The sequence below is a fragment of the Rhizobium bangladeshense genome (assembly GCF_017357245.1).
GTDB classification, from domain to species: domain Bacteria; phylum Pseudomonadota; class Alphaproteobacteria; order Rhizobiales; family Rhizobiaceae; genus Rhizobium; species Rhizobium bangladeshense.
The window spans coordinates 1,726,845-1,739,723 of the sequence record NZ_CP071612.1; the positions used below are offsets into that span (position 1 = coordinate 1,726,845).

The 12,879-nt window shown below is 59.7% G+C and carries 12 protein-coding genes; 11 read left to right on the top strand and 1 reads right to left on the bottom strand.

Translation table 11 applies throughout. The features are described 5' to 3' along the window. Window positions 1-130 precede the first annotated feature (130 nt). Window positions 131-4,339, top strand: coding sequence for a DNA-directed RNA polymerase subunit beta' (gene rpoC, locus J2J98_RS08310; protein ID WP_064706972.1), 4,209 nt, complete (start codon window positions 131-133; stop codon window positions 4,337-4,339). A 101-nt stretch (window positions 4,340-4,440) separates the two neighbouring features. On the opposite strand, the gene J2J98_RS08315 is transcribed toward rpoC, so the two are convergent. Then, window positions 4,441-4,734 (bottom strand): hypothetical protein, encoded by a 294-nt coding sequence (locus J2J98_RS08315; protein WP_064706973.1) that lies wholly within the window; start codon window positions 4,732-4,734, stop codon window positions 4,441-4,443. Window positions 4,735-5,229: 495 nt separating this feature from the next. Here J2J98_RS08315 and rpsL point away from each other — a divergent pair, with 495 nt between their 5' ends. The 10 genes from rpsL to rpsS all read left to right on the top strand — a co-directional run bounded on the left by rpsL (window position 5,230) and on the right by rpsS (window position 12,878). Then, window positions 5,230-5,601: a 30S ribosomal protein S12 gene (rpsL, locus tag J2J98_RS08320; RefSeq protein ID WP_003547537.1), complete on the top strand. Its 372-nt coding sequence runs from the start codon at window positions 5,230-5,232 to the stop codon at window positions 5,599-5,601. A 78-nt stretch (window positions 5,602-5,679) separates the two neighbouring features. Then, entirely contained in the window at window positions 5,680-6,150 is a 471-nt protein-coding gene (gene rpsG / locus J2J98_RS08325; RefSeq protein WP_004669085.1) for a 30S ribosomal protein S7, read from the top strand. 29 nt (window positions 6,151-6,179) lie between these two features. Then, complete coding sequence (gene fusA, locus J2J98_RS08330) at window positions 6,180-8,279, top strand: elongation factor G (protein ID WP_064706974.1); 2,100 nt, start codon at window positions 6,180-6,182, stop codon at window positions 8,277-8,279. A 68-nt stretch (window positions 8,280-8,347) separates the two neighbouring features. Beyond that, window positions 8,348-9,523, top strand: a complete 1,176-nt coding sequence (gene tuf, locus J2J98_RS08335; protein ID WP_064706966.1) for an elongation factor Tu — start codon at window positions 8,348-8,350, stop codon at window positions 9,521-9,523. A 305-nt stretch (window positions 9,524-9,828) separates the two neighbouring features. Then, window positions 9,829-10,137 carry a 30S ribosomal protein S10 gene (gene rpsJ, locus J2J98_RS08340; protein WP_003547547.1) on the top strand — a complete coding sequence of 103 codons (309 nt, stop codon included), beginning with the start codon at window positions 9,829-9,831 and terminating at the stop codon, window positions 10,135-10,137. A gap of 33 nt (window positions 10,138-10,170) precedes the next feature. After that, the gene (gene rplC / locus J2J98_RS08345; protein WP_004674916.1) at window positions 10,171-10,812 is read left to right on the top strand and encodes a 50S ribosomal protein L3; all 642 of its coding nucleotides are present in this window, start codon (window positions 10,171-10,173) and stop codon (window positions 10,810-10,812) included. Between the two features lie 13 nt (window positions 10,813-10,825). Further along, window positions 10,826-11,446, top strand: a complete 621-nt coding sequence (gene rplD, locus J2J98_RS08350; protein WP_004674918.1) for a 50S ribosomal protein L4 — start codon at window positions 10,826-10,828, stop codon at window positions 11,444-11,446. Beyond that, window positions 11,443-11,736: a 50S ribosomal protein L23 gene (locus tag J2J98_RS08355; protein ID WP_003547550.1), complete on the top strand. Its 294-nt coding sequence runs from the start codon at window positions 11,443-11,445 to the stop codon at window positions 11,734-11,736. The genes rplD and J2J98_RS08355 overlap by 4 nt, the downstream gene beginning before the upstream one ends. Before the next feature lie 11 nt (window positions 11,737-11,747). Beyond that, window positions 11,748-12,584, top strand: a complete 837-nt coding sequence (rplB, locus tag J2J98_RS08360; RefSeq protein ID WP_064706975.1) for a 50S ribosomal protein L2 — start codon at window positions 11,748-11,750, stop codon at window positions 12,582-12,584. A gap of 15 nt (window positions 12,585-12,599) precedes the next feature. Beyond that, entirely contained in the window at window positions 12,600-12,878 is a 279-nt protein-coding gene (gene rpsS, locus J2J98_RS08365) for a 30S ribosomal protein S19 (protein ID WP_007531666.1), read from the top strand. Window position 12,879: the final 1 nt, after the last annotated feature.

Genomic DNA, 12,879 nt, shown 5'->3' on the forward strand with positions numbered 1-12,879 from the left:
ACGTGTCGGCCGGGCAGGGACGCTTTTGCCGCATTCTGCGGTTATTGTCGTTTTAAGCGATGGCGCGGCTCCCGGGATTTGCCGCCAACCTCGCAAGCTAAGGGCGCTTTCGCCCATGAAGGAGACAGGCATGAACCAAGAGGTCATGAATCTTTTCAATCCGCAGGTGCCTGCACAGAATTTCGATTCCATACGGATTTCGATCGCGTCTCCGGAGAAGATCCTCTCCTGGTCCTACGGTGAGATCAAGAAGCCGGAAACCATCAACTACCGTACGTTCAAGCCTGAACGCGACGGTCTGTTCTGCGCGCGCATTTTCGGACCGATCAAGGACTACGAATGCCTGTGCGGCAAGTACAAGCGCATGAAGTACAAGGGCATCATCTGCGAAAAGTGCGGCGTCGAAGTCACGCTGTCGCGCGTTCGCCGTGAGCGCATGGGCCATATCGAGCTCGCCGCTCCCGTTGCCCACATCTGGTTCTTGAAGTCGCTGCCGTCGCGCATTTCGACGCTGCTCGACATGACGCTGAAGGATGTCGAGCGCGTCCTCTACTTCGAAAACTATATCGTCACCGAGCCGGGCCTGACCGCGCTCAAGGAGCACCAGCTCCTGACGGAAGAAGAGTACATGCTGGCCGTCGACGAATACGGCGAAGACCAGTTCACGGCCATGATCGGTGCGGAAGCCATCTATGAGATGCTCGCATCGATGAACCTGGAAAAGATCGCTGGCGATCTGCGTTCCGAGCTTGCCGACACCACGTCGGACCTCAAGCAGAAGAAGCTGATGAAGCGCCTGAAGATCGTCGAGAACTTCATGGAATCTGGCAACCGCCCGGAATGGATGATCATGAAGGTCGTTCCGGTGATCCCGCCGGATCTGCGCCCGCTCGTTCCGCTTGACGGCGGCCGTTTCGCGACGTCCGATCTCAACGATCTCTATCGCCGCGTCATCAACCGTAACAACCGCCTGAAGCGCCTGATCGAACTGCGTGCGCCCGGCATCATCATCCGCAACGAAAAGCGCATGCTGCAGGAATCCGTCGATGCGCTCTTCGACAACGGTCGCCGCGGCCGCGTCATCACCGGCGCCAACAAGCGTCCGCTGAAGTCGCTGTCCGACATGCTGAAGGGCAAGCAGGGCCGCTTCCGTCAGAACCTGCTCGGCAAGCGCGTCGACTATTCCGGCCGTTCGGTCATCGTCACCGGTCCGGAGCTGAAGCTGCATCAGTGCGGTCTTCCGAAGAAGATGGCGCTCGAACTCTTCAAGCCCTTCATCTACGCCCGCCTCGACGCGAAAGGTTATTCCTCGACCGTCAAGCAGGCCAAGAAGCTGGTCGAGAAGGAAAAGCCTGAGGTCTGGGATATCCTCGACGAGGTCATCCGCGAACATCCGGTTCTCCTGAACCGCGCACCGACGTTGCACCGCCTGGGCATCCAGGCCTTCGAACCGACCCTGGTCGAAGGCAAGGCCATCCAGCTGCACCCGCTCGTCTGCACGGCCTTCAACGCCGACTTCGACGGTGACCAGATGGCCGTTCACGTGCCGCTGTCGCTCGAAGCTCAGCTCGAAGCCCGCGTGCTGATGATGTCGACCAACAACATCCTGCATCCGGCAAACGGCGCGCCGATCATCGTTCCCTCGCAGGACATGGTTCTCGGCCTCTACTACCTGTCGATCCTGAATCAGAACGAGCCGGGCGAAGGCATGGCTTTCTCCGATCTCGGCGAGCTGCATCACGCATTGGAAAACAAGGTCGTCACGCTGCACACCAAGATCCGCGGCCGTTTCAAGTCGATCGGCGAGGACGGCAAGCCTTACTCGAAGATCTATGAGACGACGCCCGGCCGTCTGCTCATCGGCGAACTGCTGCCGAAGAACGGCAAGGTGCCCTTCGATATCTGCAACCAGGAAATGACCAAGAAGAACATCTCCAAGATGATCGACACGGTCTACCGCCATTGCGGCCAGAAGGACACGGTCATTTTCTGCGACCGCATCATGCAGCTCGGCTTCGCCCACGCCTGCCGCGCCGGCATTTCGTTCGGCAAGGACGACATGGTTATTCCGGCCACCAAGGCGAAGATCGTTGCCGACACCGAAAACCTGGTGAAGGAATACGAGCAGCAGTACAATGACGGTCTCATCACCCAGGGCGAAAAGTACAACAAGGTTGTCGACGCCTGGGGCAAGGCGACCGAAAAGGTCGCCGAAGAGATGATGGCGCGCATCAAGGCGGTCGAATTCGACGAGAACACCGGCCGTCAGAAGCCGATGAACTCGATCTACATGATGAGCCATTCCGGCGCCCGCGGTTCTCCGAACCAGATGCGCCAGCTGGGCGGCATGCGCGGCCTCATGGCCAAGCCGTCGGGTGAAATCATCGAGACGCCGATTATCTCGAACTTCAAGGAAGGTCTGACCGTCAACGAGTACTTCAACTCAACGCACGGCGCCCGTAAGGGTCTGGCAGACACCGCCCTGAAGACCGCCAACTCCGGCTACCTGACCCGCCGTCTCGTCGACGTCGCGCAGGATTGCATTGTTACGCACGTCGATTGCGGCACCGAAACCGGCCTGACCATGACCGCCATCGTCGATGCCGGCCAGGTCGTCGCTTCGCTCGGCGCCCGTATCCTCGGCCGCACGGCGCTCGACGACATCGACCATCCGGTGACGGGTGAGCGCATCGTCGATGCCGGCAAGATGATCCTCGAGCCCGATGTCATCGAGATCGAGAAGGCCGGTATCCAGTCCATCCGCATCCGCTCGGCGCTGACCTGCGAAATCCAGACGGGCGTCTGCTCGGTCTGCTACGGCCGCGACCTCGCGCGCGGTACGCCTGTCAACATGGGCGAAGCCGTGGGCGTCATTGCCGCTCAGTCGATCGGCGAGCCGGGAACCCAGCTCACCATGCGTACCTTCCACCTTGGCGGTACGGCAACCGTGGTCGACCAGTCGTTCCTGGAAGCCTCGTACGAAGGTACGGTGCAGATCAAGAACCGCAACGTTCTGCGCAACTCCGAAGGCAGCCTCGTTGCCATGGGCCGCAACATGACCGTCCAGATTCTGGACGAGCGTGGCGTCGAGCGCTCCTCGCAGCGCGTCGCCTACGGTTCGAAGCTGCATGTGGACGAAGGCGACAAGGTCAAGCGCGGGCAGCGTCTGGCTGAGTGGGACCCGTATACCCGTCCGATGATGACGGAAGTCGCCGGTACCGTTCAGTTCGAAGACCTCGTCGACGGCCTCTCTGTTCTCGAAGCGACCGACGAATCGACCGGCATCACCAAGCGCCAGGTCATCGACTGGCGTTCGACACCGCGCGGTTCTGACCTCAAGCCGGCGATCGTCATCAAGGACGCCAATGGCAATGTCGCCAAGCTGTCTCGCGGTGGCGACGCTCGCTTCCTGTTGTCGGTCGACGCGATCCTGTCCGTCGAGCCGGGCACGAAGGTCTCCCAAGGTGACGTTCTCGCCCGTTCGCCGCTGGAAAGCGCCAAGACCAAGGACATCACCGGTGGTCTGCCGCGTGTTGCCGAGCTGTTCGAGGCACGCCGTCCGAAGGACCATGCCATCATCGCAGAGATCGATGGCACGATCCGCCTCGGCCGCGACTACAAGAACAAGCGTCGCGTCATCATCGAGCCGGCGGAAGACGGTGTCGAGCCTGTCGAATACCTGATCCCGAAGGGCAAGCCCTTCCACCTTCAGGACGGCGACTATATCGAAAAGGGTGATTATATCCTCGATGGTAACCCGGCTCCGCACGACATCCTGGCGATCAAGGGCGTAGAGGCTTTGGCTTCCTACCTCGTCAACGAAATCCAGGAAGTCTATCGTCTGCAGGGCGTGGTCATTAACGACAAGCACATCGAGGTCATCGTCCGTCAGATGCTGCAGAAGGTGGAGATCACCGATGCAGGCGACTCGACCTATATCGTCGGCGACAATGTCGATCGGATCGAGCTCGAAGACGTCAACGACCACCTGATCGAGCAGGGCAAGAAGCCCGCCCGCGGCGAGCCGGTCCTTCTCGGCATCACCAAGGCGTCGCTGCAGACTCCGTCCTTCATCTCGGCCGCGTCCTTCCAGGAAACGACCAAGGTGCTGACGGAAGCTGCGATCGCCGGCAAGACCGACGGCCTGCAGGGTCTGAAGGAAAACGTCATCGTCGGCCGCCTCATTCCGGCCGGTACCGGTGGCACCATGACCCAGATCCGCCGTATCGCCACCTCGCGCGACGAGCTGATCCTCGAAGAGCGGCGCAAGGGCAGCGGCGCAGCCGTTGCCACCCCGATGCTGCAGGATATGGCTGAAAACGCTCCGGCCGCGGAATAATTCGCAGCTGACGCCCACGAATTGAAAAACCGCCCGGAGCGATCCGGGCGGTTTTCGTTTGTGCTATTCTCTGATTGATCGGGGGAGGGAAGGCGTTCCCGTCAGTTGAACCGGATGATCGCGACCTCGCCATCAATCGCACCCTGATAGGCCGAGGCGTGCGGCTCTTCCGCCGGAACTTCGGTTAGCATGCCGATCTGATCGAGATCAGCCTCGATGAAGCCCTCCTCGGCAAGGGCGTTCAAGGCTTCGCGCACCGCGGTGTCGTCATCGGGCGCCTTCAGCAGAATGTGCAGGTCGATGCCTTCGCTGGCCTCGGACTCGTAGCCCTTGCCGATGATGATGAAGATCATAGGCCCGTCGAAGTTATTGTCGTTGTCAGGTGTCGTGATCATCGCCTGTCCTCGGTTCTGGAGATTCGCTTTGTCGAATCCGCTGAGAGGACCTAACGCCGCAATTGCTGATTCCTTAACCGCTTTTGCTGCAAGGCCCAAGTTTTTATCTTGGCGCACGTCCCTGAATGCGTCTAGAAGGATGAAAACAGGGCGTTCGGCCCGCATATCAAGGTGATGTGGCCAAGTTTATTTCTTAATCGGCCTTGACGAGAAGGGTGGAAACCAGTAGTACCCCGCCCATCAGATCCCATGTGAGGCTTGGCTGTTCGGAGCGACGCGCCCTGAAGTTCACCTCAAACAAGGTTCTAAACGCACGTTGAAGTCATGATGCTGCACGCATGACGCATGGTTTCATGCGTCCTCTGCTCCTTGTGGTCCATCTGCGGAAGCGGATCGGGCCATATTTTGCGCATTGACAGAAAGTGTGCGTCATTGCCGGAGACGGCGTGAGTTCAAGCCCGCAAGGGTACTGAGATAAACGTAAGGGATGGTTGAATGCCTACCGTAAACCAGCTGATCCGCAAGCCTCGCCAGGCGAACGTAAAGCGTAATAAGGTTCCCGCTCTCCAGGAGAACCCGCAGAAGCGCGGCGTTTGCACGCGCGTCTACACGACCACGCCGAAGAAGCCGAACTCGGCTCTGCGTAAGGTCGCAAAGATCCGCCTGACCAACGGCTTCGAAGTCATTGGTTATATTCCCGGCGAAGGTCACAACCTTCAGGAACACTCTGTCGTCATGATCCGTGGCGGCCGCGTCAAGGACCTTCCGGGTGTCCGCTACCACATCATCCGCGGCGTTCTCGATACCCAGGGTGTCAAGAACCGCAAGCAGCGCCGCTCCAAGTACGGCGCGAAGCGTCCGAAGTAATTCGGGTTTGAATAATCCGGCGCTGCGCGAGGTCCTCCGCGTGGTAAAGCGCCTTAACGGTTGAAGAGACGAAAAAGTATGTCCAGACGTCATAAAGCAGAAAAGCGCGAGATCAATCCGGATCCGAAGTTCGGTGACCTCGTAGTGACCAAGTTCATGAATGCCATCATGCTCGATGGTAAGAAGTCCGTTGCTGAAAACATCGTCTACGGTGCGTTCGACGCCGTCCAGGGTAAGTCCAAGCAGGAGCCGCTTTCGGTTTTCCATTCTGCGCTCGACAACATTGCCCCGCACGTTGAAGTCCGCTCGCGCCGCGTCGGTGGTGCGACCTACCAGGTTCCGGTCGATGTCCGTCCGGAGCGCCGCCAGGCTCTCGCCATTCGCTGGCTGATTGCTGCCGCCCGCAAGCGCAACGAAACTACCATGATCGACCGTCTGTCCGGCGAACTGCTCGATGCGTCCAACAACCGCGGCTCGGCCGTCAAGAAGCGCGAAGATACGCACAAGATGGCTGACGCCAACCGCGCGTTCTCGCATTATCGCTGGTAATTCCGAACGGTATCGAAAGGCAGTCCACCATGGCTCGCGAATATAAGATCGAAGACTACCGTAATTTCGGTATCATGGCGCATATCGACGCCGGCAAGACCACGACCACCGAGCGTATCCTTTACTACACCGGCAAGTCGCACAAGATCGGCGAAGTCCACGACGGCGCAGCCACCATGGACTGGATGGAGCAGGAGCAGGAGCGTGGCATCACGATCACCTCGGCTGCCACCACGACCTTCTGGAAGGGCCGTGACGGCAAGATGCGCCGCTTCAACATCATCGACACTCCCGGCCACGTCGACTTCACCATCGAAGTCGAGCGTTCGCTGCGTGTTCTCGACGGCGCCATCGCGCTGCTCGACGCCAACGCCGGCGTGGAGCCGCAGACGGAAACCGTCTGGCGCCAGGCTGAGAAGTATAACGTTCCGCGGATGATCTTCTGCAACAAGATGGACAAGACCGGTGCGGACTTCTACCGCTCGGTCGAGATGATCAAGACTCGTCTTGGCGCCACCGCTGTCGTCATGCAGCTGCCGATCGGCGCTGAAAGCGACTTCAAGGGCGTTGTCGACCTCGTCGAAATGAACGCCCTGATCTGGCGTGACGAATCGCTCGGCGCTCAGTGGGACGTCGTCGAGATCCCGGATGACCTGAAGGCCAAGGCTGAAGAATATCGCGAGAAGCTGATCGAGACCGTTGTCGAGATCGACGAAGCTGCGATGGAAGCCTATCTCGAAGGCAACATGCCCGACAACGATAAGATCCGTGAGCTCGTTCGCCGCGGTACAATCGACGTCAAGTTCCATCCGATGTTCTGCGGTACCGCCTTCAAGAACAAGGGCGTTCAGCCGCTGCTCGACGCCGTCGTCGACTACCTGCCGTCGCCGCTCGACATTCCGGCGATCAAGGGCATCGACTTCAAGACCGAAGCCGACATCGAGCGTCATGCAGACGATGCCGAGCCGCTTTCGATGCTGGCCTTCAAGATCATGAACGACCCCTTCGTCGGTTCGCTCACCTTTGCCCGCATCTACTCCGGCAAGCTTGAAAAGGGCTCTTCGGTTCTGAACACGGTCAAGGACAAGCGCGAGCGCGTCGGCCGCATGCTGCAGATGCATTCCAACTCGCGTGAAGACATCGAAGAAGCCTTTGCAGGCGACATCGTTGCTCTCGCCGGCCTCAAGGAAACCACCACTGGCGATACGCTCTGCGACCCGCTGAAGCCGGTTATCCTCGAGCGCATGGAATTCCCCGAGCCGGTGATCCAGATCGCCATCGAGCCGAAGTCCAAGGGTGACCAGGAAAAGATGGGCCTCGCGCTCAACCGCCTGGCAGCTGAAGACCCGTCCTTCCGCGTGAAGACGGACCAGGAATCCGGTCAGACGATCATTGCCGGCATGGGCGAACTGCACCTCGACATCATCGTCGACCGCATGCGCCGCGAGTTCAAGGTCGAAGCAAACGTCGGTGCGCCGCAGGTTGCATACCGCGAAACGATCACGCGCCAGACCGAAGAAGACTACACGCACAAGAAGCAGACCGGGGGTACCGGCCAGTTCGCGCGCGTCAAGATCATCTTCGAACCGAACCCGGATGGCGAAGACTTCAAGTTCGAATCCAAGATCGTCGGCGGTGCCGTTCCGAAGGAATACATCCCCGGCGTTCAGAAGGGTATCGAAAGCGTCCTGTCCTCTGGTCCGCTGGCTGGTTTCCCGATGCTCGGCGTCAAGGCGACCCTCATCGACGGCGCCTTCCACGACGTCGACTCCTCGGTCCTGGCGTTCGAAATCGCTTCCCGCGCTTGCTTCCGTGAAGCAGCCAAGAAGGCCGGCGCTCAGCTCCTCGAGCCGATGATGAAGGTCGAAGTCGTCACCCCGGAAGATTACGTCGGCGACGTTATCGGCGACCTCAACTCCCGCCGTGGCCAGATCCAGGGTCAGGAAAGCCGTGGTATCGCGGTTGTCATCAGCGCCAACGTTCCGCTGGCGAACATGTTCAAGTACGTCGACAACCTGCGTTCCATGTCGCAGGGCCGCGCTCAGTACACGATGACCTTCGATCACTACGCACCGGTCCCCTCGAACGTCGCAACCGAAATCCAGGCAAAGTATTCCGGTCAGAAGTGACCGGAATACCAATTGACCGATAACAAGAATTAGATCCCCTCGGGGACTAGCAAAACGGAGAGCCGAAAATGGCAAAGAGTAAGTTTGAGCGCAACAAGCCGCACGTCAACATTGGCACGATCGGCCACGTTGACCACGGCAAGACGTCTCTGACGGCAGCGATCACGAAGTACTTCGGTGAGTTCAAGGCGTATGACCAGATCGACGCGGCTCCGGAAGAGAAGGCGCGTGGCATCACGATCTCGACGGCGCACGTTGAGTATGAGACTCCGAACCGCCACTACGCGCACGTCGACTGCCCCGGCCATGCCGACTACGTTAAGAACATGATCACCGGTGCAGCGCAGATGGACGGCGCGATCCTGGTTTGCTCGGCTGCTGACGGCCCGATGCCGCAGACGCGCGAACACATCCTGCTGGCCCGCCAGGTCGGCGTTCCGGCGATCGTTGTGTTCCTGAACAAGGTCGACCAGGTTGACGACGCCGAGCTTCTCGAGCTTGTTGAGCTTGAGGTTCGCGAGCTTCTGTCGTCCTACGACTTCCCGGGCGACGACATTCCGGTAGTCAAGGGTTCGGCGCTTGCTGCTCTTGAAGATTCGGACAAGAAGATCGGCGAAGACGCGATCCGCGAACTGATGGCTGCGGTTGACTCCTACATCCCGACGCCTGAGCGTCCGGTTGACCAGCCGTTCCTGATGCCGATCGAAGACGTGTTCTCGATCTCGGGCCGTGGTACTGTGGTGACCGGCCGCGTCGAGCGTGGCATCGTCAAGGTTGGTGAAGAAGTCGAGATCGTCGGCATCCGTCCGACGTCGAAGACGACGGTGACCGGCGTTGAAATGTTCCGCAAGCTGCTCGACCAGGGCCAGGCTGGCGACAACATCGGCGCGCTGATCCGCGGTGTTAACCGTGACGGTGTCGAGCGTGGTCAGATCCTGTGCAAGCCGGGCTCTGTCAAGCCGCACAAGAAGTTCAAGGCAGAAGCCTACATCCTGACGAAGGAAGAAGGCGGCCGTCATACGCCGTTCTTCACCAACTACCGTCCGCAGTTCTACTTCCGCACGACCGACGTTACCGGCATCGTGACGCTGCCGGAAGGCACGGAAATGGTCATGCCGGGCGACAACGTCACGGTTGACGTCGAGCTGATCGTTCCGATCGCGATGGAAGAAAAGCTGCGCTTCGCTATTCGCGAAGGCGGCCGCACCGTCGGCGCAGGTATCGTCGCTTCGATCGTCGAGTAATTCATTCGGCCACTCCGGTGGGGTGGCCGATTCGATGACAATATTATGATGCAGGCGGCGTAAGCCGCTTGCTTATTACACAGAAATGTAGCAAATGGCGCGCGAGCGCGATTTGCGTACCGCTTTGGACAACGAAGCGGTGACTAAACAACCAAATAAGGTGGGCTAGAAGGCCCTGAAGACTGGATAGGGATGCTGGCATCGGCGCCCTCTCGATCTTTGAAACCGGTGGTCCGCCTTAGGAAGAAAGAACAACCCGTGTCTTGTCCAGAGACATGAGGAAACAAACACAAGGATAACGTCGAATGAACGGCCAAAATATCCGCATTCGCCTGAAGGCGTTCGATCACCGGATTCTCGATGCTTCTACGCGCGAGATCGTGTCGACGGCGAAGCGCACCGGTGCAAGCGTCCGGGGCCCCGTTCCGCTTCCGACCCGCATCGAGAAGTTTACGGTCAACCGGTCCCCGCACATCGACAAGAAGAGCCGCGAACAGTTCGAGATGCGCACGCATAAGCGCCTGCTCGACATCGTAGACCCGACCCCGCAGACGGTAGACGCGCTGATGAAGCTCGATCTCGCCGCCGGTGTCGATGTTGAGATCAAGCTCTGAGCTTGCTCGAGCTGAGTTGGAAGGATTGAACCGATGCGTTCAGGTGTGATTGCACAGAAGGTGGGAATGACCCGCGTCTACAACGACGCCGGCGAGCATGTCCCGGTAACGGTACTGCGTATGGACGGCTGCCAGGTCGTTGCCACGCGCACTGTCGAAAAGAATGGCTATACCGCAGTTCAGCTCGGTGCCGGCCAGGCGAAGGTAAAGAACACGTCGAAGGCGATGCGCGGCAACTTTGCCGTCGCCAACGTCGAGCCGAAGGCCAAGCTCGCAGAATTCCGCGTGTCGGAAGACAATCTGCTGGAGATCGGCACGGAGCTCAAGGCTGGTCACTTTGCCGCCGGTCAGCTCGTTGATGTGACGGGTACGACGATCGGTAAGGGTTTTGCCGGCGCCATGAAGCGCCACGGCTTCGGCGGTCTGCGCGCCACGCACGGTGTGTCGGTTTCACACCGTTCGCACGGTTCGACGGGCTCGCGCCAGGATCCGGGCAAGGTTTTCAAGAACAAGAAGATGGCTGGTCACATGGGCCAGACGCGCGTCACGACGCAGAACCTGGAAGTGGTTTCGACCGACGAAGATCGTGGTCTGATCCTGATCAAGGGTGCTGTTCCCGGTTCCAAGGGTGCCTGGATCATCGTGCGCGACGCCGTCAAGTCGGCCGCGAAGTAAGGGAGCCAGATCAATGGAATTGAACGTCAAGACCCTCGAGGGAAAAGACGCCGGGAAGGTTTCCCTTTCGGACGAGATTTTCGGCCTCGAGCCCCGCGAAGACATTCTCGCCCGCGTCATCCGCTGGCAGCTTGCCAAGAAGCAGCAGGGCACGCACAAGGCAAAGGGCCGCGCTGAAGTTTCGCGCACCGGCGCCAAGATGTACAAGCAGAAGGGTACGGGCCGCGCCCGCCACCATTCGGCTCGCGCTCCGCAGTTCCGCGGCGGCGGCAAGGCCCACGGCCCGGTCGTCCGCAGCCACGAGCACGACCTTCCGAAGAAGGTTCGCGCACTTGGCCTTCGCCACGCCCTTTCGGCCAAGATCAAGGCCGATGACGTCATCGTCATCGACAACCTGGTTGCCGCTGAAGCCAAGACCAAGGCTCTCGCGTCGGCTTTCGAGACGCTCGGCCTGACCAACGCCCTCTTCATCGGCGGCGCAGAGCTTGATGGCAACTTCAAGCTCGCCGCTCAGAACATCCCGAACATCGATGTTCTGCCGATTCAGGGCATCAATGTTTACGATATCGTGCGCCGCGGCAAGCTCGTGCTTTCCAAGGCTGCGGTTGAAGCGCTAGAGGAGCGATTCAAGTGACCGATCTTCGCCACTACGATGTGATCGTCTCTCCGGCGATCACCGAAAAGTCCACGCTGGTATCTGAAAACAACCAGGTTGTTTTCAATGTCGCCAAGCAGGCGACAAAGCCGGAAATCAAGGCTGCTGTCGAGGCGCTGTTCGGCGTCAAGGTTACGGCCGTCAACACTCTGCTGCGCAAGGGCAAGACCAAGCGGTTCCGCGGTTTCGTCGGCAAGCAGAAGGACGTGAAGAAGGCTGTCGTGACGCTGGCTGAAGGCCAGACGATAGACGTCTCCACCGGTCTCTGAGGAATAAAAAAATGGCATTGAAAACATTCAATCCGACGACCCCGAGCCAGCGTCAGCTGGTCATCGTGGACCGCTCCTCGCTCTACAAGGGCAAGCCGGTCAAGGCGCTGACGGAAGGTCTGACCAAGAGCGGCGGTCGTAACAACCTCGGCCGCATCACTGCCCGCTTCATCGGCGGCGGTCATAAGCGCAGCTACCGTCTGGTCGACTTCAAGCGTCGCAAGTTCGATGTTGAGGGCACGGTCGAACGGATCGAATACGATCCGAACCGCACCGCTTTCATCGCGCTGGTGACCTATACGGATGGTGAGCAGGCCTACATCATCGCTCCGCAGCGTCTCGCTGCCGGCGACAAGGTCATCGCTTCGGAAAAGGCTGTCGACGTCAAGCCCGGCAACACCATGCCGCTGCAGTACATCCCGGTCGGCTCCATCATTCACAACGTGGAAATGAAGCCGGGCAAGGGCGGTCAGATCGCTCGTTCCGCCGGCTCTTACGCGCAGCTCGTCGGTCGTGACCAGGGCATGGCGATCCTTCGCCTGAACTCCGGTGAACAGCGCCTCGTCAGCGGCGTCTGCCTTGCTTCGATCGGCGCCGTGTCCAACCCGGACCACGCCAACATCAACGACGGTAAGGCCGGTCGTACCGTTTGGCGCGGCAAGCGTCCGCATAACCGCGGTGTTGTCATGAACCCGGTCGACCATCCGCACGGCGGTGGTGAAGGCCGCACCTCCGGCGGTCGCCATCCGGTGACACCGTGGGGCAAGCCGACCAAGGGCAAGCGCACCCGGTCGAACAAGTCGACCGACAAGATGATCATGCGCTCGCGTCATCAGCGTAAGAAGTAAGAGAGGAAGTCTCCAATGGCTCGTTCAGTATGGAAAGGTCCGTTCGTTGACGGCTATCTTCTCAAGAAGGCTGAGAAGGTTCGTGAAGGCGGACGTGCAGAAGTGATCAAGATCTGGAGCCGTCGCTCCACGATCCTGCCGCAGTTCGTCGGTCTTACCTTCGGCGTCTACAACGGCAGCAAACATGTTCCGGTCAGCGTCAATGAAGACATGGTCGGCCACAAATTCGGTGAATTCTCTCCGACCCGCACCTACTACGGTCACGGCGCGGACAAGAAGGCGAAGAGGAAGTAAC

Coding starts and splice junctions, on each gene's coding strand:
- rpoC (WP_064706972.1), top strand. CDS start 131: ATGAACCAAGAGGTCATGAATCTTTTCAATCCGCAGGTGCCTGCACAG.
- J2J98_RS08315 (WP_064706973.1), bottom strand. CDS start 4,734: ATGATCACGACACCTGACAACGACAATAACTTCGACGGGCCTATGATC.
- rpsL (WP_003547537.1), top strand. CDS start 5,230: ATGCCTACCGTAAACCAGCTGATCCGCAAGCCTCGCCAGGCGAACGTA.
- rpsG (WP_004669085.1), top strand. CDS start 5,680: ATGTCCAGACGTCATAAAGCAGAAAAGCGCGAGATCAATCCGGATCCG.
- fusA (WP_064706974.1), top strand. CDS start 6,180: ATGGCTCGCGAATATAAGATCGAAGACTACCGTAATTTCGGTATCATG.
- tuf (WP_064706966.1), top strand. CDS start 8,348: ATGGCAAAGAGTAAGTTTGAGCGCAACAAGCCGCACGTCAACATTGGC.
- rpsJ (WP_003547547.1), top strand. CDS start 9,829: ATGAACGGCCAAAATATCCGCATTCGCCTGAAGGCGTTCGATCACCGG.
- rplC (WP_004674916.1), top strand. CDS start 10,171: ATGCGTTCAGGTGTGATTGCACAGAAGGTGGGAATGACCCGCGTCTAC.
- rplD (WP_004674918.1), top strand. CDS start 10,826: ATGGAATTGAACGTCAAGACCCTCGAGGGAAAAGACGCCGGGAAGGTT.
- rplB (WP_064706975.1), top strand. CDS start 11,748: ATGGCATTGAAAACATTCAATCCGACGACCCCGAGCCAGCGTCAGCTG.
- rpsS (WP_007531666.1), top strand. CDS start 12,600: ATGGCTCGTTCAGTATGGAAAGGTCCGTTCGTTGACGGCTATCTTCTC.